At 54.1% G+C, this 22,323-nt stretch carries 19 protein-coding genes and 1 tRNA gene; 9 read left to right on the top strand and 11 right to left on the bottom strand.

Translation table 11 applies throughout. From position 1 onward, the window contains the following. Nucleotides 1-279: hypothetical protein (locus VGM48_RS06330; protein WP_331577177.1), on the top strand; the 279-nt coding region annotated here is incomplete at its 5' end. Nucleotides 280-733: 454 nt separating this feature from the next. After that, nucleotides 734-1,000: a helix-turn-helix domain-containing protein gene (locus VGM48_RS06325; RefSeq protein WP_331577175.1), complete on the top strand. Its 267-nt coding sequence runs from the start codon at nucleotides 734-736 to the stop codon at nucleotides 998-1,000. A gap of 33 nt (nucleotides 1,001-1,033) precedes the next feature. Here the strand turns inward: VGM48_RS06325 and VGM48_RS06320 are convergent, their stop codons facing one another. From VGM48_RS06320 to VGM48_RS06295, 6 genes are all read right to left on the bottom strand, one after another. Next, entirely contained in the window at nucleotides 1,034-2,560 is a 1,527-nt protein-coding gene (locus VGM48_RS06320) for a site-specific integrase (RefSeq protein WP_331577173.1), read from the bottom strand. A 391-nt stretch (nucleotides 2,561-2,951) separates the two neighbouring features. After that, nucleotides 2,952-3,024 (bottom strand) — tRNA-Lys (locus tag VGM48_RS06315). Nucleotides 3,025-3,610: 586 nt separating this feature from the next. Further along, a complete protein-coding gene (locus VGM48_RS06310; RefSeq protein WP_331577171.1) occupies nucleotides 3,611-5,125 on the bottom strand; it encodes a RagB/SusD family nutrient uptake outer membrane protein in 1,515 nt (504 codons plus the stop codon). Between the two features lie 23 nt (nucleotides 5,126-5,148). Further along, a complete protein-coding gene (locus VGM48_RS06305; RefSeq protein WP_331577169.1) occupies nucleotides 5,149-8,556 on the bottom strand; it encodes a TonB-dependent receptor in 3,408 nt (1,135 codons plus the stop codon). A 202-nt stretch (nucleotides 8,557-8,758) separates the two neighbouring features. After that, nucleotides 8,759-9,808 carry a FecR family protein gene (locus VGM48_RS06300; protein WP_331577167.1) on the bottom strand — a complete coding sequence of 350 codons (1,050 nt, stop codon included), beginning with the start codon at nucleotides 9,806-9,808 and terminating at the stop codon, nucleotides 8,759-8,761. A gap of 78 nt (nucleotides 9,809-9,886) precedes the next feature. Continuing rightward, nucleotides 9,887-10,519 (bottom strand): RNA polymerase sigma-70 factor, encoded by a 633-nt coding sequence (locus VGM48_RS06295; protein WP_331577165.1) that lies wholly within the window; start codon nucleotides 10,517-10,519, stop codon nucleotides 9,887-9,889. A 141-nt stretch (nucleotides 10,520-10,660) separates the two neighbouring features. Here VGM48_RS06295 and VGM48_RS06290 point away from each other — a divergent pair, with 141 nt between their 5' ends. The 5 genes from VGM48_RS06290 to VGM48_RS06270 all read left to right on the top strand — a co-directional run bounded on the left by VGM48_RS06290 (nucleotide 10,661) and on the right by VGM48_RS06270 (nucleotide 16,191). After that, nucleotides 10,661-11,023 carry a BlaI/MecI/CopY family transcriptional regulator gene (locus VGM48_RS06290; protein WP_331577163.1) on the top strand — a complete coding sequence of 121 codons (363 nt, stop codon included), beginning with the start codon at nucleotides 10,661-10,663 and terminating at the stop codon, nucleotides 11,021-11,023. Beyond that, on the top strand, nucleotides 11,020-13,623 hold the full coding sequence (locus VGM48_RS06285; RefSeq protein WP_331577161.1) for a M56 family metallopeptidase: 2,604 nt from the start codon (nucleotides 11,020-11,022) through the stop codon (nucleotides 13,621-13,623). The genes VGM48_RS06290 and VGM48_RS06285 overlap by 4 nt, the downstream gene beginning before the upstream one ends. 69 nt (nucleotides 13,624-13,692) lie before the next feature. Then, nucleotides 13,693-14,892, top strand: a complete 1,200-nt coding sequence (locus VGM48_RS06280; RefSeq protein WP_331577159.1) for an MFS transporter — start codon at nucleotides 13,693-13,695, stop codon at nucleotides 14,890-14,892. Between the two features lie 128 nt (nucleotides 14,893-15,020). Then, nucleotides 15,021-15,590, top strand: a complete 570-nt coding sequence (locus tag VGM48_RS06275; RefSeq protein ID WP_331577157.1) for a peroxiredoxin — start codon at nucleotides 15,021-15,023, stop codon at nucleotides 15,588-15,590. 1 nt (nucleotide 15,591) lies between these two features. Further along, nucleotides 15,592-16,191: a carboxymuconolactone decarboxylase family protein gene (locus VGM48_RS06270; protein ID WP_331577155.1), complete on the top strand. Its 600-nt coding sequence runs from the start codon at nucleotides 15,592-15,594 to the stop codon at nucleotides 16,189-16,191. A gap of 78 nt (nucleotides 16,192-16,269) precedes the next feature. On the opposite strand, the gene VGM48_RS06265 is transcribed toward VGM48_RS06270, so the two are convergent. The 4 genes from VGM48_RS06265 to VGM48_RS06250 all read right to left on the bottom strand — a co-directional run bounded on the left by VGM48_RS06265 (nucleotide 16,270) and on the right by VGM48_RS06250 (nucleotide 18,812). Further along, entirely contained in the window at nucleotides 16,270-16,818 is a 549-nt protein-coding gene (locus VGM48_RS06265) for a DUF6934 family protein (protein ID WP_331577153.1), read from the bottom strand. A 27-nt stretch (nucleotides 16,819-16,845) separates the two neighbouring features. After that, the gene (locus VGM48_RS06260; RefSeq protein WP_331577151.1) at nucleotides 16,846-17,514 is read right to left on the bottom strand and encodes a hypothetical protein; all 669 of its coding nucleotides are present in this window, start codon (nucleotides 17,512-17,514) and stop codon (nucleotides 16,846-16,848) included. Between the two features lie 35 nt (nucleotides 17,515-17,549). Further along, nucleotides 17,550-18,053: a DUF4138 domain-containing protein gene (locus tag VGM48_RS06255; RefSeq protein ID WP_331577149.1), complete on the bottom strand. Its 504-nt coding sequence runs from the start codon at nucleotides 18,051-18,053 to the stop codon at nucleotides 17,550-17,552. A 192-nt stretch (nucleotides 18,054-18,245) separates the two neighbouring features. Continuing rightward, complete coding sequence (locus VGM48_RS06250; RefSeq protein WP_331577147.1) at nucleotides 18,246-18,812, bottom strand: cyclic nucleotide-binding domain-containing protein; 567 nt, start codon at nucleotides 18,810-18,812, stop codon at nucleotides 18,246-18,248. 227 nt (nucleotides 18,813-19,039) lie between these two features. Here VGM48_RS06250 and VGM48_RS06245 point away from each other — a divergent pair, with 227 nt between their 5' ends. Next, nucleotides 19,040-20,356, top strand: coding sequence for an NAD(P)/FAD-dependent oxidoreductase (locus tag VGM48_RS06245; protein WP_331577145.1), 1,317 nt, complete (start codon nucleotides 19,040-19,042; stop codon nucleotides 20,354-20,356). Between the two features lie 150 nt (nucleotides 20,357-20,506). Then, nucleotides 20,507-21,196: a cell division ATP-binding protein FtsE gene (locus VGM48_RS06240; RefSeq protein WP_331577143.1), complete on the top strand. Its 690-nt coding sequence runs from the start codon at nucleotides 20,507-20,509 to the stop codon at nucleotides 21,194-21,196. A gap of 4 nt (nucleotides 21,197-21,200) precedes the next feature. Here VGM48_RS06240 and VGM48_RS06235 read toward each other — a convergent pair whose 3' ends face one another. Then, nucleotides 21,201-22,322: a glycosyltransferase gene (locus VGM48_RS06235; protein ID WP_331577141.1), complete on the bottom strand. Its 1,122-nt coding sequence runs from the start codon at nucleotides 22,320-22,322 to the stop codon at nucleotides 21,201-21,203. Nucleotide 22,323: the final 1 nt, after the last annotated feature.

Below are 22,323 nucleotides of genomic sequence, written 5' to 3'. Positions count from 1 at the left end.
TGTCCGATTGAAATAGCCACTGCTAATAATATCTATTCTGAATCGGTGGAGTGCTACCCAGGGCTGGCTATTACGGACCTGGGCTATGCGTGCTTGGCGATTGATCCCACCGGTGGCGGAGATCCGTATTTCATGAAAGTGGCGGAAGGAGATAACCCTTCTGTCTACCAGGTTTACCATGATGTAAGTGATGTCGGAACAGAGATCGAAGCAATGGGAATGATCAAAATTGCGAATTCGTTGTCTGAATTCTTCGGGAAAGCCAGGATAAGGATTTAATTTGTCCTACCCATAACCGATCTACCAGTCATGGACAATCAAGTGACATTGTCGGTGGCTACCGCTGCTCCACAGTCCATCCAAATCGCTCCTTAAAATCAACAAAACAATCTGCACATATCCACCGATACAAATTAGATGTCGTATACCCCTCCGTTAGACAATCCGGATATCGATCCGAAAATTCAGCAAAGCAGAATTCACAATGATCATGATCCCATGTGGGGTCAAGGGTCGCCCAACGCTGGAAATACAAAACCGCGTTCGTAAGATAGGCCTCCTGACCGGTGAGGCGCCAATCGTCGTCGGAAATCATGTCAAAAAGATAACCTTTTTCACCAGAATTGATTCCCAAACCCGCAAATATTTCGGATTTAGAGGATTGCAAAGCAAATTGATAGAGGCATTATTGCCTCTATAGTTTTGTTGGAATAGAGGAGGTAATTTTGGCGTCATGAAAGTGGAAATAGTGACGAAGGAGGACTTGGATAATTTCCGGCAAATATTATTGGCGGACTTGACGAAAGTGATTAAGCGCCCGGACCCAGCGCAGCCATGGCTCAAGAGCTACGAAGTGCGGAAATTGCTGAAGATTTCGGCCGGGACATTGCACCGGCTGCGGGCTAAGGGCATCCTTCCTTTTTCGAGGGTTGGGGGGACGTTCCTGTATAAAAACGAGGATGTCCAAAAGCTGGTGGAGCTGAACATCGAAAAGAGATGAAAGATGGGCCGGGTTGCGGCCCATTTTGTTTTGCTACTTCGTGGCGGCGCGGGCTTTCGTGGTTGTATTCTTTTCAGGCAGGTTGGGATCGATGGAATACGATTGGTTGTTCACCTGGAGCTGACGGCCATCACCAAATAGCTTTTCCTGTAAGGCGCTCATGTGCCGGCTAATGGCGGGCTTGCTGGCACGGGCATAGATCTCCGTAGTGCGTTGGGTGCGGTGGCCGAGCATGGTGCTGACGATCTTGAGCGGGATATCGTGCTCGATGGCGATGGTAGTCGCGAATGTGTGCCTGGCGGTGTGGGTGGTCAGTTCGAGTTCAATTTGGCAGCGGGCGCCGATTTCCTTCAGGTATTCATTGAATCGCTGGTTGCTGTTCACCGGCAACAGTTTTTTGTACTTGATACAATACGGATGTGATCGGTATTTCAGGATCAGATCGTCGGCAATGGGCAGAAGTGGCAGGAATTCCGGGTTTTTCGTCTTGTTGCGATTGGTGTTGATCCAGTTCTTCTTATCAATGCCGATGCTCAGATCCCGGGGCCGGAGGTTGTATACCTCCTGATAAGCAAATCCAGTGAAGCAGCAAAAGATAAATACGTCGCAGACCTCGCTCAGCCGCGCATTGTTGAAGTCGTGAGCAATTACCCTGGCAATCTCGTCGAGGGTCAAGGCCTGCCGTTCAGGATCGACGTAGGTGCATTTAAACGATTCCAGTGGATTTTGGGGTAACCAGCCCTGGACAACCGCGTCGTCGATCACCTGCTTCAGATTTTTGATATACTTCATGGCGGCGTTATTGCCGATGGAGTTAGTCAGGGTCAGATATTCATGCAGATCGACGGCGAATTTTAGCGGGACGCCTTTCAACAACTGATCGTCGGCTTTGTACCGGTACTGAAGAAAGCCCAGGAAGGTGTTCTTCGTGCTGACCCATTTTCGAAAGGTCTCATGCGATGCTGTTCCCTTCAGAACTTTGTAGAGGAATTTCAGCAGAAACGTATACTGGGCATCCATCAAAGTCTTTTCGACAACCGCGTCGTCCATCCAGGTACGGGATTGCTGGAGGAAGTCTTCGATCGACCGGACAAGGGCGTCGAATTCCTCGGCTATGCGGTCGGGGTGGGGGCCGGCGCCCGCTTTTGTAAGAGCTTTTTTCTGCTTGTTCTTAAGGGCCAGGTATTGCTCAATGATAGCGAGGACTCGCTGATGGTATTGGGAGTCCTTTTTCAACTGTTGTTCCTTTTCGAGGTCGGCGCCATGGTACAGGTTGATCAGTTGTTTGGCCTTGACGACTTCCTGCACGGGGAATCGATCAAATAGAGTGGTTAGATCGCCGCGGACCTTGGCGATCCGGGCGTTGAGGGATTGGCATTCGGGAGACTTCCCAATACATTTTTGTTTCGGCTGGCTCCATTCAGCGGCCAGAAGTCTGCGTGTGAGGGTGAAGTCGGAGCTGGCGCCGTCGATGGTCACGCGGACGTACAAGGGCATTTTGCCATCGACATCTTTTTTCTGCCGCTTCAGGTACACGAGAATGGAAAGTGATCTGCTCATATTGATTTGGTTTTTGATGAAAAATCATCTTTGCAAACCCTTATCAGTCGAGGCTTTCAGACGATTCGTGTACCTGTAAAGGTAGAAAAGACGGGAGGTACACGAATAGGTACACGAATGGATGGCGCCGGTTTTTATCCATTTGATACGAGATTTAACACAACGCGTTGAATCTGAGCAGTACCGAAAATAAAAAAGCGTTCCGAAGAACGCTATTCGTGATCCCGCTGGGATTACCTACGCTTCGCTTCGGTTGCCCCTCCGCATTGAGCAAGCCCGAAGCCTCCCAGCCCGCTATCGCGTGCTGCGGCTTTTTCGTTCGTCCGCGCCTGCGAACGAGTTCGCGCGCCACCAAACAAAAAAGCCGGCCGACTATCGTCGGACGGCTTCGTGATCCCGCTGGGACTCGAACCCAGGACCCATACATTAAAAGTGTATTGCTCTACCAACTGAGCTACGGAATCCTACCCGCGACACGGGAACCGTGTTTTTGGGAGTGCAAAAATAGGGTAAAATGGAATGACGGCAAAAAAAACGGCGATTATTTTTCCACGGGAAGGAGTGGTTATCAACATTTTCGCAGCAATGTGGAAAGCGGGGGAACCGGGAACGCCGAGATGCGGGCCAGCGAATGGCAAGCGTGGGGCAGGGTGATGGCTGAGTCGGCAATGCGGGGAAAGCGTAGGGTACGATTGTCGATAAAGCGGACCGCGAAGGGCTGAACGGCGAGAGCGGGAGAGGGGCGATAGCCGGATTCCGCTGGCCGCGGACCGGGTAGGACCGAGGCCGGCCGCGTAGGGCTGAGTGGCGGAGGGCCGCCCGCCGGAATCGAAAAAAAAGGGGGAACGACGACACGGGCCGGCGCGGGCGCCGGTGGTCGCCATTCCCCCACCTCTGATGGATGCATCAACAAACCGCCGGATCTGCGCGGGGTAGAGACCCGGAGAAGGGCCGGGCGCGGGGGCATTGCCCGCGGTGCCAGGGGCAGGCGAAGCAGTGCGGACGGCCGGGCGGTTCCCACACGCGCGCGGGGCGGCGTTCCGGGAAATGCTAAAAACCCGGATTATTGGGAAGGAGGTTGGGATTGACATCCGTCTCCTGCTTCGGCACAGGGAAGAGTAGCTGGTTGGTGGTAAAGGTGGCGCCCCAGACGGTCTTGTGACCGACGAAGTCGTCCCAGTTGCCGGTGACATCATTGTGCACTTTGCGGGTGCGCAACATGTCGAACCACATCTTGTTCTCGAAGGCGAGTTCGAAGTAACGCTGGAGCCAGACCTCGTGCTCGAAGGCGTCCTGCGACAGGGCGCCGGTCGGCATAAGATTGGCGCGGGCGCGGATCGCATTGACATACTTGATCGCATCGGCATTTGGCCCGCCGCCGGCGCGATTGGAAGCCTCCGCATACATCAGATAGACATCCGCCAGCCGGTAGAGGGTATAGTTGAGATCGGACTTGGCCGTGCTTCTCACCGCCACCGAGTCGAACCACTTGTAGATATAATGATGCGGGAAAACGACGTTCCCGGTACCATCTATATTGGGATATTGGCTGTAATAGAACTGACGTTCCTGCGTTCGCTTGTCGCCGGCAGGGTAGGAAGCAAGAAACTGGTCCGTCGGGAAAACAGAGCCGTACTCGTCCGAATATTTGGAGATCTTGGAGTAGTTGGGGATCGTAAGCGCCGTCAACGGATTGTTGACGTTAGCGGCGGCGGAATATTGTACCTGAAGGATGAACTCACCTTTGTTCTTGTTGGCGGGATTGATCATGTCCTTATACTCGGGGAACAGGGTATATCCGCCATTGTCGATCACGGCCTTGCTAACGGCCGCGGACAGGGAATAATAGTTCGCGCCGCCATTGATGGGCTGGCCGGCATAGGTGAGATACACATCGGCGAGAATAGCATTTACGGCACCCCTCGAGACCAACCCTGTATTGTCGTGCCAGGGCAGGCTGGAATTGGCGGCATACTGGAGGTCGGGAATAATGATACTGTCGTAAATGTTCTTGGCGGGCGAACGTTTCACCTTCAGCGTCCCTATATCCGTGGGCACAGTCGTGACGTTCGGAACGTCGCCATACATCCGCACCAGGAAGAAATAGAACAGCGCACGAAGCGTACGGGCTTCCGCCAGCATATTGGTCTTGGCGCTGTCGGTGAGGCCGATGGCCTTGATGGTGGGAATCGTCTGGATCGCCAGGTTGGCGTCCCCGATGCCCAGGTACATCCGCTGCCACCAGGTGTCGAAATAGAACGAAGTGGTGTTGTACGACAGGGTCTGATAGTTGACGAAACCGGTCTGCCCGAGATCGCTATTGGACTTGCCGGTCATGAACTCCATCAGGTCCCAGGTGTTGCCGCCATATGAGGAGGCTTGACCCGCGAGTGTACCCTGCAGCTGAGCATAGGGCGCATTGGCCATGGCGCGGGCGGCCTTGAAGCTTCCGAAATCACTGGTCGGTTGCAAAAAACTGGTTGGATGCTCCTCGAGGAATTTTTTACAGGAGGCGCCCACCAAAACCAGGGAAGCGAACAATATTATCTTAATACGTTTCATCATTGTAATTTTTTTTGTGTTGCCAATTAAAAGCCTACGGTCGCACCCAGGGTCCACACCCGGGGACGGGGATAAGGGAAAAAGTCGAGGTTCTGGGAGAAACCGGCATTTCCGCCATAGGCGCTGAAATAGGTGTCCACTTCCGGATCATAGCCGGTGTATTTGGTCGAAAGGAACAAATTTTGTACACTGGCATAGACGCGGATCTTCGTCAGCTTCATGCTCCGCACCGTCCTGTCGGGAATGGTATAGCCCAATACGAAGTTCTGGCCGCGGATAAAGGAGCCATCCTCCACCCACCAGGTATCGAAGTGCGAGTCCTGGGCAAACTTGTAACTCCGGATCTCGGAGATCATCGTGTTCTGATGGTTGGGCGTCCAGCCATCCAGCACGGTGGCCAGGCTGTTGGCGATAGTCTGGCGGTCTTCAGACGAATGTTTGAACGTAGCGGCGGTATTCACCCCTTGTACAAACCGGATATCGAAGGTGAAATCCCAGCCTTTATAATCGATGGTGCTGCTGAACGTACCGGTCCATTTCGGATAGGCGCGGCCGATGATGCTGTAATAGGGACTGCCGTCCTTATTATAAATGTACTTGCGGTCCCCTACGTGCAGGCCATGCGATGCGGCATCAGCGGCTTCATTGCTGCCATAGGTGCCGATCCGGTGCATGCCGTAGAACGACCCGATCGGCTGGCCAACCCGCAGTACGTTGGTCTGACCGAGGAAGTTGGGACCGGGGAAGATGTCGGCGTTGCCGTCGTTCAGCTTCAGGATCCTGTTCCGGTTGGTCGCAAAGATGAAATTGGTCGTCCAGGTAAAATCCTTCGTCTTAACGTTCACCGTATTGAGGTTGATCTCCAAACCGGTGTTGCGGACGCTGCCGACATTCTGATAAACATTGGCATTATTCATACCGGCGGACCAGGGAATGGGCGCCTGCAGGAGCAGATCTTTTGTCGTACGGCGGTAGACGTCGATGTTACCCTGGATGCGGGAATCCAATAAACCGAATTCCAAACCGGCGTCTTCCTGCTGCGACCGCTCCCATTTCAGGTTGGGATTGCCGATATACTGCGGCAGCAAAGTAGACTGGTTGGCATTGTTAATCACTGTAAGGTTGGGTTGGATCTGCGGGATCGACTGGTACTGACCAATCTCCTGGTTACCCGAGTACCCGAAGCTGCCCCGCAGTTTCATGTAGCTGATGAACTTGCTGCTCTTCATGAAATCCTCTTCCGAGATGCGCCAGGCCGCGCCGATAGAGGGGAAGAAAGCGTATTTGTTGTTCTTACCGAACTTGGACGAACCGTCATAGCGAGCTGTTGCGGTGATCAGGTATTTGCTGTCGAAATCATAGTTGATACGCGCGTAATAGGAGTTCATGCTCCAGGTATAGTCCTGGGAAGTAGAGTTGCTGCGAACGGAACCGGCAGCCAGGTAATCCCACTGGAAGAAGTCGTTGATGAAGTTCTGCGTTTCGGCGAGAACGGTTTCCGACTTGAATTTTAACCAGGAGGCACCGAGCAGGGCGGTGAGATGCTGGCGGTCGTTGATCCGCTTGTTCCAGGTGAGATAGTTCTCCGTTTGCCAATAATTGTTCGTGTTGGCGCTGACATTGGCTACTCCCCCCTGGTCATAGGAAAGGTGCTGGAGTTCGGTAGAACTGTAGAAGTTGTTCTTTTGCTGATTCAGATACACGCCGAAATCGCTCTTGAGATCCAGCTCCTTTGTCAGATGCACCACGAAGTAGGCATCCCCCAGGGACTGAAGCGTATTGTTGAGTGTGTAGCGATCGGTAGCGGTATGTACCGGATTCGGAGCGCCCTCCAGACCCGCGATATTGTAGTTATCGGCCCAGGTGCCGTCGGGGTATTTGACGGGCAGGATCGGCACTTCTTCCGCCACCGCGCGGGGCACATTCAGGCCGCCGTTGTTGTCGGAAACCAATCGCTGTGTGCTCTGGATGACCGAGAGATTGCCGCCGAATTTCAGCCAGTTGTTGACATCGGTTTCCAGCGTGAACTTGCCGGAATACCGTTTGAACCAGGACTCTACCATCAGCCCCTGCTGATTCAGATAACCGAGGCTGCCGCTGAACAGCGTTTTCTCGTTCCCGCCCTGGATATTGACAAAATTATCGTAAGAGTACGCCGGTTTGTAGGTCTCCTTTTCCCAGTTCGTGTTGTACAGCGGTTTGTCGCTGGCGTCGAACAGCAGGGGGAAGTTGGCATGGTTCAGCGCTACCGGCGGAGCCCAGGTGCCGCCCAGCGGATCGAAGTTGGTTGCATTGACAAAGGACTGGTTGTACACATTGATGAACTCGTCGGAGTTGAGCGTTCTCACATGACGGTTCAGGTCGGAGCGGTTGACGTTTCCGTCATAGGCGACTTTTGTATTGCCTCTTACTCCGCGTTTGGTGGAAACCATGATAACGCCGTTGGCACCACGGGCACCGTAGATGGCGGTGGAACTCGCGTCCTTGAGGACTTCGAGCGAAGCGATCTCATGGGGATTGATGGTATTGATATCGACCCCGGCGACCCCGTCCACGACATACAGTGGGTCGAGACTGGAGTTGATGGACCCGATACCCCGGACCCGGACCTTCGCCGGTTGGCCGGGCGCACTGCTGTTGATCATGACGTCGACCCCGGCGATCTTTCCTTCCAGGGCCTGGCTGACGTTGGGAACCGGCCGGTCCAACAACTGATCGCCCTTTATACTGGCCACCGCTCCAGTCAGGTCGGACCGCTTCGCGGTACCGTAGGGAATGACCACGACCTCGTTGAGGCCTTTGATATTCTCCTCCAACACGACATTGAAGACGGTTTGCGACCCGGTGTTGATGGATTTCAGCTTATAGCCAACGGAAGAGAAGTCGACGGTCGCACCGCCATCTGGGACCGTCAGCTTGAAATGGCCGGAAGCATCCGTGGTGGTGCCGGTGGTTGTCCCATGGATGGTGACCGAAACGCCGGACAGGGCCTCGCCCCGTTCGTTGGTAACGGTACCGGTAATGGGCCCTCTTTTCGGCTCCTCGGCGGTCTCGGCGGCGGAACGGTCGTCTTTTAACGGTTCCTCCACCTGTGGCGCCTGCAGCGCTTCCTGCCGGGCAGGGGAGATGACGATCGTACTGCCGACCTGTTCGTAACGGAGATCGGTGTGAAGCAGAAGCATGGAAAGGATTGCGTTGACCGACCGGTTGGACCCGGGCATGGTAAGGTTTTGTATGCGCTTGACCTCCCGTTTGTTGTACGCGAACGTAAACGGGGTCATCCGCTGGATCTTGTCCAGCGCGGAAAGCAGGGTTTCATCTTTAAGCTCCAGAGAGATAAAGACCTTGTTGATGTCCTGGCCGCTGGCGTCGCGGGCGCTTAGCAGTTGGGCACCGGAGAGAGACAAAATAAGAAAGATGATACTGATCCGCATACAATACAGCAATCGTTTTGGGATTTGGGAAAGCAGTTGGCGGCGCCCTGTTTCCAGGCAGGGGCGCTCAAACGCTGACAATTCTAAAAATGTCATAGTTTTGATAGTTTTAAATGACGCAAACTTGTTTAAAACGGGATACCTCCTTGTCAAACAGAAAGGCATCCTTAACCACTGCTCCGGGTTCCAGCCGGGGCAGTTTTTATTTACATCCTTCTCCCTTGATCAGGACATGATCATGGTCGATGGTAAAATCCATGTTGTTGATCTTCGAGAGTACATTGACTATTGCACCGAGTGGTTCTTCGCCATTGAAGGTGGCGGTCACCGGGCAATTCTCTGCGGCGGGGTTGGCAAACGAGACATTCAAATGATAACGTCTTGCCAGGGTGTCCATCGCTTCGCGCATGGTCACATCATTAAACAGGAGCCAGGTTTTTTTCCAGGCGAGGGCTACCCCGAGGTTGACCTGGGTTTTCTTCAGATGGGTGGAGTCTGCCAGGAGCTGTTCATCGCGGCGCAGGATGCTGAACTCGCCCTTGGCGTTCTCCACCTTTACTTTTCCTTTTGTAACGGTGATGACGATGTCGCGTTCGTTGTTGGCGTTGATGTTAAAAGCGGTCCCGAGGACGATGGTACGGACGGCGCCGGTGTGAACGATAAAGGGCCGGGGGTCTTTGTGGATGTCGAAATAGGCTTCTCCGTGAAGGGTTACTTCGCGGGTTTTTGTCGTGAAGCCGGACTGATAGTCGAGCCGGGCTGATTTGTGCAGCAGAATTTTGCTGCCGTCGGGTAGGGTAATACAACGGTCGGCCGGCGGGGTTTGCGCGGCTACGGCAGGTGGGGGGAGATGTTCGATCGAAGAGCCTTTTGAACGGTGAAAAAGATGGAAGGTTAGGGAAGAAAGGAGGACGATACCGAGGATGGAAGCCGCCCGGCGATTGAACAGGATAGCGCGAAGGCTTCTGTTGAACGAGGCGGAGGGAAGGGGTGGTCGGGTGGTCGTTGAGGCCGCCGGGGGAGGTTCGGAGGCCCGGTGAGTGAGGATCTCGCGGAGGATGCTGTCGGCGCGGGACTTGTCCTGGGGATAGGAGGGATGGTCTTCATTCCAGGTTTCGGCGATGAGCCGGCGAAGGGTATCATCGTGTTCCGCATTGAGGATCAGATGGAAAAGTTCTTCCTTTTCCCCTGGGGTACCGGTTTTTTCCACGTACCGGCGGAACAGGTAAGCCAATCGTTGGGATGTTTCCATATAAATAAGGTTAGCAGCGGCTTTCGCACTGAAGACTGGAAAACGCCGGAAGAGGAGTAGTCGATCGGGAAATTTTTTTTAACTGCACAAATGGTGCGTCAAAAGAAGCAGCAGGGTAGGCAACAGGCCATCGGCCGGGAAGCGCAAAACACTCCGCAACGTTTTTAGCGCCTGCACCAAATGGGTTTTGACGGTATGACGGGAGATTTGCAGCTGCTCGGCAATCTCCTCGTGTTTCATGCCCTGATGTCTGCTGAGCGTGAAGATGAGCCGCTGCCGCGGTGGCAATTGATCCAGCGCGTGCTGAAGACGCAGCTCATTCTCGCGGCTGAGGAGCTGGTCTTCCACCGGGTTGGCTTCGGGGTCGAGCAGGCCCGCTATCTGTTTACGGAACTCGGCTTCCTTCGCCATCTTTTTGAGCATATCGAACACCTGGTTGCGGGCGATGGTAAAGAGATAATTGTCAAAGCGGAGGATTTGCGGGAGCTTTTCGCGATGGAGCCAGACTTTCAGGAAGGTTTCCTGAACCAGTTCGTCCGCCTGTACAGCATCGCCGGACAGATGGAACGCATAGGAGTAGATCTTCCGACGATAATGATGGAAAATGGTGCCAAAGGCTCGTTCGTCACCTTCAACTACACGGGCTAGCAATTCGTTCTCATCAGTCAGCGGCAAGGTCTTTACTGCAATATTTTGGCGGGTGTCAAACATTGCTAAAGATTGTTGATGCACATATCAAATTTATTCCAATTAATCTATAGCATTTTGTATAGCAGGATTTTTTTTTCAAAAAACTAATGAATTAGTTGGAAAACTAATCGATTAGTAGTAGCTTGGATGAAAATATCGATCATGCAGAAATTAGCCAAACGGGAAGAGCAGATAATGCAGGCTTGCTGGCATCTTGGAAAGGCCTTTATAAAGGAGATCATCGCCCAACTGCCGGAACCCAAACCGCATTATAATTCCGTTGCGACCATGGTTCGCATCCTGGAAGAAAAGGGCTTTCTAAGCCATGAGACGTTTGGCAACACCTTTCAGTATTTCCCCGTGGTGTCGAAAGAAGAGTACCAGAACCTCGCGTTTGATGATATCGTCCAGAAGTATTTTAACAACTCCTACCCGCGAATGCTGGCGTACTTCGCGAAGGAGCAGAAGATCTCCCGGGAAGAATTAAACGAACTTTTGGAACTCATTCAATCCCAGAAGAAATGATACCTTATATCCTGCATGTCACGGTCATCACGACGGTGTGCTTCCTGTTTTATAAGCTCCTTCTGCAGAAGGAGACCTTTTATCAGCTGAACCGGTGGACGCTGATGGGCTGTCTTGCCATATCCTTCACCCTTCCATTGCTGCCGGCGCCCAGAGATTGGAGCCTGCGGGACAGCTGGAGGGTGAGATCGGACCAGCCGGTGGCGCCACCGGTTGCGCAGAGGGCGGAGCCTGTCCCGGATATGGTGATCAACGACTGGAAGCCGGCGGTTTCGGAGCCCACGGCGCCGGTGCATCGCCACACGGCGGCCGCCAGGCGGCGAACAAAGCTGCTAAAGCAGGAGGTGACAGCCATTGGGACGGGATTGACAGCGGACAGGTCAAAGGAGACGACAACCCCGGACGCGGGAGTGGCGTCGACTATCGGCGCGGGTACGCGGCTGGATGGCTTGCTGCCCGTGCTGCAATGGCTCTTTTACCTTTATCTGTTCGGGCTTGTCGTGTTTGGCGGGAATTTCCTTTTACAGGTGGTGGTCCTGCTTTACCAGTCGTATGCGCGGCCGGTGATCCGGGACGGCCGGTTTCGGATCGTCGAGATCAGCGGGAACCGCGCGCCCTGTTCTTTTGGCAACACCATTTTTATCAACCCCGCCAATTATGACTGGGACACGTACAATCAGATCCTTATCCATGAAAAGACACATGTAAGCGGTCGTCACACGCTGGATATCCTGCTGGCGGAGATGGCTGTCGTTTTGCAATGGTTCAACCCGTTTGCCTGGCTTTATCGCCGGGAAGTGGAGAACAACCTGGAGTTCCTGACCGACGCCAGCGTGCTGGAACACCGGGATGTGGAACGATCGGCCTATCAGCTGAGCCTGCTCAGGGTGTCGGCGCCGCATCTGCCCTTCAGTATTACCAACAATTACAATCAATCACTCTTAAAACGACGTATCGTTATGATGAACAGCAAACAAAGTTCACTGCATACGGTGTGGAAATATTTTTTCCTGATCCCTCTTTTGACGGGCCTTGTCTGCGCCCTGAACAAACCGGCCGCCTATGGCGCCGTGCAAAATAACGGCCCGCTTGCCGGAGATGGCGGCACCCGGATCCGTACAGAGAAGTCCATACCGGGGGCCGATGCCCTTGCGGATACGACAAAGAAACCCCGGAACGACAGCAGCAGGTTGCGTCACGATTCCCTGGCCGGCGTTGAAAGACCCGCCCTATCCACGGGAAGCGAACGCCGCGAAGACCGGGCGGATGACGCAACGCTGGCGCAACAAAAATATCTCGATGAGGCCTTGCATATGACGCAGGGCTCGGCCGATACCAGCTTAGAGGCGAGGGCAGCGATGAACGAAAAGCTCGCGCAGGAGCAAATAGCGCAGCTGGATATGGCCGCGACTACCAAAGTAAAGCTCAACGAGGTAAAGATCAACCTGGAGAATGTAAAGCTCAACATGGAGATGGATAAGAAGCTCCGGATGGAGATGACTATGCCGATGGTTAAGGTCCAACCCAATGTCGACGTGAACGTGGGGGATATCCGCATCGCCGGGGACACCGATCTGCTGGAAGGCGCCTGGTTTGCCACTTCTTTTTCGAGCGACACCAAGATCCGGTTCGAACTGAAAAGGGAAAGCGAGAACGGCTCCTGGAACAATTCCTTTGGGGTGGAAAAAAGCGAGTTCAATCCCTATCCGGGACAGGGGAATGTGGAGTTCAAGCTTACCCGCGAGGCCGGGACCATCACCTTCAAAGGACAGTTCGACGGGCAGGAAGGGTTTGGGCATTTCCGGTTCACCCCCGATGAGGCCTATTTCAAGGCGCTGAAGGAGATGGGCATCGATGATCTGGATGGCCGGCGGTTTGCTTTCTTTACCGTCAATGTCAAAAAAGATTATGTCCTGATGCTTCAACACGCCTTCCCGCATCTGAGTACGCATGAGTTGATCAGCTGCGCCGCCCAACATATCGACCAGGATTTCATTAAATACTGGCAGGGGACGGGGATCGCCGACCTGGACAACCCGCGTAGCCTGATCTCCCTGAAATCGCTGCGTATCGACCGGGCTTATGTCGACGAGCTGAAGGCCGCAGGCTATGATCATCTTCAGTTGCGCGAACTGCTTTCCCTGAAATCGCAGCACATCGATGGAGCCTATCTCCGGTCGCTTGGCAAGACCAGGGACAACGAGGTGATCCCGGTGAGGGACGTCATCTCCTATAAGTCAATGCACATCGACAGCGCGTATATCGCTTCCCTGCGCAACGCAGGATATTCCAATCTCGACCGCAACCAGCTGTTTTCGATGTATTCGCAGCATGTTTCAGCCGAGTTCATCAAGGGTTTCCAGGATCTCGGTTATAAAGATATGTCGGCCCGGGAACTCGTCAACCTGAAGGCGATCGGGGTTACCCCGGAATTCGTCAGGGAGTTCAACAAGATCGGGTTTGACCATATCCCCATGAATATGCTCGGGATGCTGAAGTCCACCGGGGTGAATGCGGAGTATGTCTCGAAGATGAAGGAGAAGGGGTTTGTGTCGAAGGACCTGGGCAAGTATATCCGGCTGAAAAACGATTTTAACTAATTTATCCCATCCACTAATAAAGAGAGGCTCCGCTTTGCGGGGCCTCTTCCTTTTTGGTATTTTTGGCGGATGCACATCGCCAGAACACGTTTGATGGTTACCCTCTTTTTCTTTGTATCGGGGTTCGGATTCAGTACCTGGGCCTCACGGATCCCCACCATTCAGCAGCGCCTTCATCTGAACGAGGCCGGGCTGGGAGCGGTGCTTTTCGCCCTTCCGGTGGGCCTGATGGCGACTTTGCCGTTAACCAACGTGCTGCTCAGCCGCTTTGACAGCCGGCGGATCATGATCATCGGCGCTCTGTTCTTCAATCTCATGCTTTGCGCCATCGGTTTTGCCACCCAGCCCTGGCAACTGGTCATCGCGCTGGTTTGTTTCGGGTGCAGCAGAAATCTGATGAATATCTCGGTGAATGCCCAGTCCATCGGAGTGCAGGCTTTGTATGACCGGTCGATTATCGCGCGGTTTCACGGCATCTGGAGCCTGGCGGGTTTTGCGGGGGCCGGGGTGGGGTCGTTGATGGTCTCTTTCTCTGTCCTGCCGGCCTGGCATTTCGTAGCCGTGGGTGTGGCACTGACGGCGATCTGTCTCTATGCTTTTCCCGGGACGCTTCGCCAGCAGCCGGCGCCAAGGGAACGGCAACCCTGGTTTGCGCTGCCGGACCGGACGCTTGTCAAATACGGGCTTATCTCCTTTGCTTCGATGGCCTGTGAAGGAACGATGATCGACTGGAGCGGGATCTATTTCCGTAAGGCCGTGCACACCAACCAGGCCGTGGCGACCCTGGGCTTTGTCGTTTATATGATCGCCATGACGCTGGGCCGGTTTACCGGGGACCGGCTGGCGCACCGCTTCGGGATCCGGGGGATGTTGACCTATAGCGGTACGCTGATCGCGGCCGGGCTATCGATTGCCGTTGGGTTACCCTATCCGCTGACGGCGGGTCTGGGCTTTATCCTGACGGGGTTTGGAGTGTCCTGTGTTATTCCGATGGTCTTCAGCATGGCGGGGCGTTCGGTAGGAATGAGCAGCGGTTCAGCGATTGCCTCGGTGTCGACGGTGGGGTATCTGGGTTTCCTGATCGTGCCGCCGCTGGTCGGTTCGGTGGCGCAGGCGGCCGGGCTGCGCGGGGCGTTTGGGATGATGATCGGGTTTGGACTGCTGATCACGATCCTTGTACAACTCACCCTGAAAGCGGAGCGGCCGCTGGGTGCGAATGAAGAAGCCGTGGACGAACGGGGTCTGGAGGCTGATAGATATTCTCTATGAGTTTATAGAAAAATGCGATGATGCTCTATCATCGAATGGGTTATTTTTGCGTTCACAATTGTGACGATTGCCCGCCTTACGAACGATCTGTTCTTTATTTTTCCACCGTTTAAAAACAAATCAAGTATATGTCCAACAGAGTTATGTCAATTGGCGAAAAGTTCCCTGCGTTCAAAAAGAAGGCAGTAGTATCGATCGAGAAAGGAAAGGAGTTTACGGAGATCACCCAAGAGTATGGCGCCGCGAAGGGCAAATGGACGGTTATGTTCTGGTGGCCGAAGGATTTCACGTTTGTCTGTCCGACGGAGATTGCGGAGTTTAACAAGAAGAACAGCGAATTCTCCGACCGGGATACGGTGGTGATCGGCGCTTCGACGGATTCCGAGTTTGTGCATGCCGCATGGAGAAGGGATCACAGCGATCTGCGGGATCTGAAGTTCCCGATGCTGGCCGATACGTCCAAGTCGCTGGCCGAAGAGCTGGGCATTTTGGATACCGAGGAGAAGATCGCTTATCGTGCAACGTTTATCATCGATCCGCAGGGGATCGTCCGTTGGGTGAGTGTTTATGATCTGAATGTCGGCCGGAGTGTGCAGGAGGTGTTGCGGGTGCTGGATGCGCTGCAGACGGACGAATTGTGTCCTTGCAACTGGAAGAAGGGCGAAGAAACGCTGACGGAGCAGCTGAGTCTGAATTAATATGGATACAAATACGTTAATTCCGAACGAGACGGCGCAGAACCTTCTGGCGGATCTCCGGTTGACGAACTATGAGCCTTCGGCGAATTTGCAGGCCCTTGCGGTGGTTGAATCGCGGTTTATCAAGGATCTGAAGATCAATGTCGGGAATGTGCTGAACAACTCGCAGTATCTCAACCGGAAGGAGGCGTTGCTGCTGGCCCTGGCGGTTGCCGTCAATGAGCGGTTCGTGCTGTTGCAGGAATCGTTTGGCGGGCTTGCCCGGGAAGCGGGTGCCAGCGAGGCCGAGATCGCCGAGATCATCGCGTGTACGTCGCTGATGAACACGAACAACATCTTTTACCGGTTTCGGCATTTTGTGAAGAAGGAGTTTTATGAGAACCAGCCTGCCGGTATCAAGATGAGCATCATGGCCAATCCGGTGTTGGGCAAGGAGTTTTTCGAACTGGTGAGCCTGGTCATCTCCTCCATCAACGGGTGCGAACTTTGTGTTGGGTCACACGAGAGATCGGTACTGCAGCATGGCAGTACGGAATCCAGGGTATTCGAGGGCGTGAAACTGGGAGCGATCATCAAGGGATTGATCACCGTACTTGCATAACGCTTTATCTTTTTGAATAGTCGGGTAAGAAGGCCCGTGCGGGTTCGGCACGGGCCTTTTCTTTACTATGCGCTGAGCTTACGCGCCAACGCCGACGCCGATCTCCTTGTGCAGTTCTACGTGTACCCAGTTGCCGAAGAGCTGACTGCGGGCCCTGACACTCGCCCGGATGAGTTGGGATGGTAAGACGGTATCTGGCCTTCTTTTGAGCAGGAACACGCTGTCACCTGCATTCCGGCGAAAAGGAAAGAACCGTTTTCCTCCGTTTTTGTCTATAGAGAACAGTGGGCTGAGGAGGTCATGATGCCTGCGCAGGATAACCCGGAAGAGCACGGTCTGCAGCAGCGTATTCCCTTTCAGCCGGATGACCCGGCAGGGATATTGCTCGGTATACAGTTCGATCACCTGGACTACGGTGCTGATCAGTCCCTTCGCGTCCTCTTCGGTGAACAGATAAGGATAGAAGGTATCGGTCCATTGCCGTTGTTCGATGCTAAGGTCATAGATACCCGACCGCAGCGGGACAAAGTGCATCTGGATCAGCAGGGCGCCGCTTTGTCCCGTTCTAAACTGGAACCGGCTGAAATCGGGGAGGGCATGGAGGAAGATGTATGATTGGATTGACATATCGGTTGATTTAAAGATGATCCTTTCTCAGGCTGCACCCACGACCCTCGTTGCCGCGGGATAGATATTGATCGAATTGAGCAGGGGATTCGCTTCGATGAGATGTTTCCCATTGTACTCCGGCCCCTCGAATATCACCGGGTGAAGATTGCCGCGCTGCAGCGACCGGAAGAGGTTGGTGCGCAGGTCTTCGAAGGCCATTTCCCGGATGACGTATTTGCCCAGGGCTTTCTCCAGGTCGAAACGATGTCCGCGGAAATAGGAGTAGACGTAATTGTCCCGTTTGTCCTTCTCCCCGAAGTTCAGCTGGATCCAGGCAGAATACTGGATGCCTGCCCGGCTGGTCAGGAGCTTGAAGACCGCTCTTCCCTGCAACAGGTTGAAGGCTTCCTTGAAGGTGATACCCTGGCCCTTGTTGATGTAGAAGGTCTGTCTCCTGTCCTTGTCCGGTTCGCCCGCATAGCGCAGCAAGGCTTCGTATTTGTTGAAGAAATAGAAATCGTCCCTGGCCGAGCGGGTGAAACAGAGTTTGGCTTCCAGTTTTGTTTCGGATTCGTAGAAGGCTTCGGTATAAAGCTCGAAGGAGGGAGGATCGCGGAGTATCTGCGCTTCGAGATGCTGGTTCAACAACGATCGCTCGCCAAATCCCAGGTATTTGAGGTTCTCGTTTAGAAAATCGAGATTGTTTTGTTGCATACTGTTTGTTTTTTTGATGGATGAATAAGGATCGTTCAGATAAGCCGGGCCCTGATGAGGGCGGCATTGCCGGTCTGTATCCGCAGGTGGCGGCCGCCGTTGCGTTCCCGGAGGATGATCTGTAGCCGCCGGCCCGCCGGAAGCGTAAACCGCGGTAAGACATAGATGGTCGTCGCCCGCCGGTAACCGGGTACCGTCGACGTGCTGTCATAGACATAGACGGGACGCAGAATTCCGGGTGGCGCCGCCGGCAGGGTACGGGCCCTTTCCGCGATACAAAAGCGGACGCTGTCGATGTCATAGTCGAGGGGCGAACGGTTGTTCAGCCGCAGCAGGAAGAAAATCGTGGAACCGTGGCTATAGATCCCGAGGAGGCGGAACCGCATCTTTCCACTATGGGCTCCGAGGTAACCGATCCAGGGACCGGCCTTCATGATCTTCTCGCAACAATGCTGGAGCTGGACGTTTTTTTGCGCAACCGAGTAGGTTGGCTGGCCGAACAGGAGGTATCCTGTCAGCAGGATGAAAAGTCTGGTCATGTTTGTATTTTTTGAAATGAAAAAAAGGACGATACAAACCTACCAAATGGGAGTAAAGAAAGGACGAAATGGGTGTGTAATAGACTGAACGTCAGAGAGTAATATTCCTAACGTTGAACGTGTTAAAAATCTAACAGCGGGGTCGCCCAAAATCGAACGCAAGGCGAGGTTCCCGCCGGCGGGAAGGTGTGGTTATGATCTTTTCCGGTGGATAATCTCATAGAGCGTCGTCCGGGTGATGCCCATCAGGGATGCGAGGGTGGTGATGGGAGCCTCGCGGACGATGGCGGGATAGTTGGCTTCGAGATACTCATAGAACTGTTCGGGCGGGCGTTTGCGTTTGGCGTCCATGACCCGGCTTTGAATATGGTATTTATCCGTCAGGACCTGCCGGATGACCTGAAACTCGCGGTACAGCCGGGTCAATTCCTCAAAGTCCTCTCTCGTTATGACCCAGAGTACGCATTCTGTGACCGCAACGATCGTTTCCGTGGAGATGACCTGGTTGTTAAAGCTGTCCACCGCAGTGACAAAATCGCCCGCCGTCATGAGCCAGGAGCAATACTTTTTTGGGCCCTCCACGTCGTAGCAGGCGAGCATTCCCTTCTCTATGAGATAAAGATTCCGGCAGATATCCCCTTTGAGTAAAATTGTATTATTCCTTGCCGCCTCGATCCTTCTTATTCTCTTCCCGAGGTCCGCGACAAAGGCGGCGGACAGCTCGTGATATTTGCGCAGTTGCGATAATGGGTAATCCATGAGTAACGGGATTGCATAGCTGTGATCCGGCAAAATAAACAACGTCTGCTGAAGCTATTACGCACCGGCGACAATTTCGTAATTTTGCGTGGCCGGTCATCGTAAGATTACCGGAGCCCCTTTGATTTGTACAAGGATCGGCCGGGTCGGGGCATTAAATTTGAGGGGAGGGTATATCGGCTTATCGGTAACTTTGCATCCGGATCGGCAATATAAACTTCAATACTATGGCAACACCAAACAATAAAAGGCAAAGGGTCGTTATCGTGGGAGCCGGCTTTTCCGGGTTGACCTTCGCGCGGAGTCTCAATAATACGGATTATGAGGTCTATCTGATCGACCGCCACAACTACCACCAGTTTCAGCCGCTGATGTACCAGGTGGCGACGGCGCGGCTCGAACCGGCCAGCATCTCTTTTCCCCTGCGCAAGGTCTTTCAGCACACTCACAACGTCACCATCCGCATCGCGGAGGTCGAAGAGCTCGACGTGGAACAGAAAGTGCTGCATACATCGGTGGGGGATATTGCCTACCACCGGCTTGTACTTTGTATCGGCTGTACCACGAACTACTTCGGCAACGAGCGGATCCGCGCCAATTCCTTCCCGATGAAATCGGTGCCCAATGCGATGGCGTTGCGCAACCGCATCCTGCAGACCTTCGAAGACACGATCGAGGCAGGCCCGGACGAGTTGCAGTCGCTGCTCAACTTCGTCATCGTCGGCGGCGGCCCCACGGGGGTGGAACTGTCGGGCGCCATGGCCGAGATGAAAAAGAATATCCTGCCGAAGGATTATCCCGAAGTCGATTTTTCGCGGCTGATGATCTATCTGATCGAAGGGTCGCCCAATACGCTTAACTCGATGAGCGAGGCCTCCCGGATCAAGTCCCGCAAATACCTGGAAAAGTTGGGGGTTATCGTGCGAACGGGCACAACCGTGGAAGACTATGACGGCACCACGGTCACGCTGAAGACCGGGGAAACGCTTGTCGCCAGGAACCTGATCTGGGCGGCGGGCGTCACAGGCAATGTCCTCAAAGGCATGCCCACTTCCGTTATGGTCCGGGGAAACCGGCTCAAGACGAACCGCTTCGGCGAGGTGGAAGGTCTCGACGGGGTTTATGCCGTCGGCGATATCGCGTACATGCCCACGCCAAAATACCCTAACGGTCATCCGCAGCTGGCCAACGTGGCCAATGCCCAGGCCGCGCATATTGCCGGGAACTTCAAGCGGGAACTAAAGGGAAAACAGCGGGTCGAATTCGAATATCACAACAAGGGGACGATGGCTACGGTGGGAAAACGCAAAGCGGTCGTCGATCTGCCGGGGCTTTCCTTCCAGGGTGTCTTTGCCTGGCTGACCTGGATGTTCGTTCACCTGATGCTGTTGCTGAATGTCAAAAACAGGATCATCGTCTTCATCAACTGGATGGTGAGCTATTTCGCCAACGATTCCACCCTTCGGCTGATGCTGAAGGCCGACAGAGGCGAGGGGACACCGGCAACTGTCGAAAAGAGAGGACAACCGGTAGTAAAAGGGTAATAAAGTCAAATTTTCCCTATTTTTGTTCGCCAGCGGATCAACCCATCCCCGCCCCAATGGACCACAGGTCCATTGGCCGAAGGCCCATCATTAGCCGAGCAGCGGTGGATGGGTATTTTTGGGAAACACATCCACCGCTGTTAAATTGCTATGGCCGAAATCATCGTTGAACTCAAGCATGCTAACATCTACCAGGGCACCAATCTCATACTTCAGGACGTCAATCTCAACGTGGAAAAAGGCGAGTTCGTGTATCTCGTCGGAAAAACGGGAACGGGTAAGTCAAGCCTGCTGAAGACGCTCTATGGCGATCTGCTTCTGAGGGAAGGTGACGGGCATGTGGCCGGCTTTAACCTGCGGGACATGGATTGGAAGAAGGTGCCCTATCTGCGGCGGACGCTTGGCGTAGTCTTCCAGGATTTCCAGTTGCTGACCGATCGTAACGTCAATGATAATCTGAAATTCGTCCTGCGGGCCACGGGCTGGAAGGATGTGCGGCTGATGGATGAGAAGGTGGGCGACGTGCTCGACAAAGTGGGGCTGAAGGCCAAGGGGTTCAAGATGCCGTTCGAGATGAGCGGCGGAGAGCAGCAACGGGTGGACATCGCGCGGGCCCTGCTCAATTCTCCGAAGCTGATCCTCGCCGACGAGCCCACGGGTAACCTGGACCCGGAAACCTCCGACGAGATCATGCAGCTGCTGTTCCAGATCTCCCGCGACTACGGGACGACGATCATGATGGCCACCCACGACTACCGGGTGATCCACAAGTTCATGGCCCGGATGGTGCGCACCGAGCGGGGCCAGGTGATCGATAATGCCAGCCTGAGCATCGAATAGCGCTCTACCAGAAGGCCTTCATTAATTTTCCGAGATTTTCTTCGGGGTCGTATACCCCTTCCAGCACTTCTTTTCTTGCCTCGATATCGTTTTGGCGGAAGGGCCGGGCAAACAGTTCGGTAATATGACAGCGGAGGTCATCGGCGCTGCAGGCGACGTGACAGATGCTTTCGAGGCCGGTACCTTCCACCGCATCTTTGTTGACGATACAATGCCGGCCGTTGAACAGCGCATTGATGAGCTTCAGTTTTACGCCGGTGCAATTGAACGAGGGCAGGATATTCACCTGTGCCTTGGCGATCAGGTCGTGCAGTTCTTCCTCCGAGGGATTGGGGATCAGACAGGTTTGCGGGTATTGCTCGGCGAGGCGTTCGAGCCGGGCGGAAGGATTTTTTCCCGAGATGATCAGGGGCATTTCCAGCTGTGAGAAGACCTTTTTGAGCAGCCAGACAACGACCTGTTCGTTCTCGGCGACGGAAAGATTTCCATGATAAAGACAGAAACAGCCGGTGCCTTCCTTGCTCTCCACCTGCTTGAAGGGTAGAAAGACCGGGAGCGTCTCGATATCCGTGGCGCCGAATTCCTCCCGGTAGATCTCGCTGTCCCTCGCCGATACGGCAAGGATCTTCACTTTGGTGGCGATACGTTGTTCATATTGCCGGAGCAGGTTGCTTTCGTGCAGATAGTAGATCTTTTTCAGCAGGGATCGTTCCGCCAGATAGAGTTGCCGGTAGTACCGGTATTCCACGTTATGCAGCCGGAGGACGATCCTTCGGCCGTCGAACCGGTCGTCATTGAGCAAATAGGTGCAATGGATCCCTTCGAGCAGGATGGGGTAATCGTCTTCGAGCAGGCGTTCGAGCAATTCGCCGTTGCTGCGCGAGCAGACGATATAGGGTAACCGGTGGGAGAAGCCCTTATGTCCTTCGCGCCGGGCGTAGTACTTCACTTCAACGCAGTATTCATCGAGCACGGGCTGGTGACCCCGGCCGTATTCGAAACAGTGCAGATGGACCTTTACGCCGGCGTAGAAAAGACAGCGAAGTTTATGGAACAGGTCGAAGACCCCGCCATAATCCACGGGGTAAGGCACATCAAGACAAACGATATGTAGGTGTTTCTCCACG

This window comes from Puia sp. (assembly GCF_036500295.1).
Lineage (GTDB): Bacteria > Bacteroidota > Bacteroidia > Chitinophagales > Chitinophagaceae > Puia.
Note: the sequence above shows the minus strand (reverse complement) of the source record. Positions and strands in the feature narration are given on the sequence as shown.